Raw genomic sequence first — 799 nt, 5'->3', positions numbered from 1 at the left:
GTGCTTGAACTCCCGGTTCGCCGCTGGACTGTGGACCAGCGTCGCATTTTGGCTGCCGAGGCAGAAAGGATTCGCCAAAGCCTAGCCAGCGAAGAAACGCGAAAGAGTGATTGGGCGTAGTAGAAGAGAAGGGGAAAAGCTTTCCCCGCAATGCCTGCGCGCCAATGGCCCCGGTCAAGGTTCCTTCTACGGGCAAAGGGGTGCCGCGCAGACGGCTTCGGACAATCCGTTCGGTGGACATTCTGGATGGTCATCATCGGCTCGTCCCCCGAGTGATGGTTTCATCGGCTGGCGCCTCGGACGTTCCAAGGTAGCGGGTCCATTGTTAATCGGCCGATGCCGATGGAAGGGTTTGCCAGGGGTCTTTCGACCCGTTTGTATCGATCAATGAACGTTCATGGTGTAGATCACAATAGAGCTATGAGCGTGGTTAGACTCTGCAATATGAGCGAACCGCAGACTCACCGAGATGTTCCGCCCGAGACGTCCCCTCACTCGACAAAGTCAAGATCGCGCGCCGGAAGAGGAGTATGGGCTGGACTCGTGCTCGCTTTGATCGCGACGGTTCTCATGTGGATTACCTCTTACGTCGGGCCGCTGGCCGCGCGGCAGGCGGCAGCCCGGGCGGACTATGACAACCTGTATACCGTTTCTATCATTGGGTTGGGAGCCGTCGTTGTCTTGAGTTTGATCGCCGTCATCCTCGGTATGAGGGGTGTGCGCAAGCCAGCGGGAAATGCCATGGCGGGTGCTGCCATCGGGATCGGCGTCATCCAATTTCTCGGGGTCCTGGTGACCT

At 58.3% G+C, this 799-nt stretch carries 1 protein-coding gene; it reads left to right on the top strand.

Going from position 1 to position 799, the window contains the following annotated elements:
- Positions 1–543: 543 nt before the first annotated feature.
- Positions 544–799 (top strand): hypothetical protein (locus CIK75_RS16235; protein WP_158225941.1); only part of this gene is annotated, 256 nt, incomplete at its 3' end.

This window comes from Glutamicibacter sp. BW78, from assembly GCF_002332245.1.
GTDB lineage: Bacteria > Actinomycetota > Actinomycetes > Actinomycetales > Micrococcaceae > Arthrobacter_H > Arthrobacter_H rhombi_A.
This window is presented reverse-complemented; position numbering and strand designations above follow the sequence as displayed.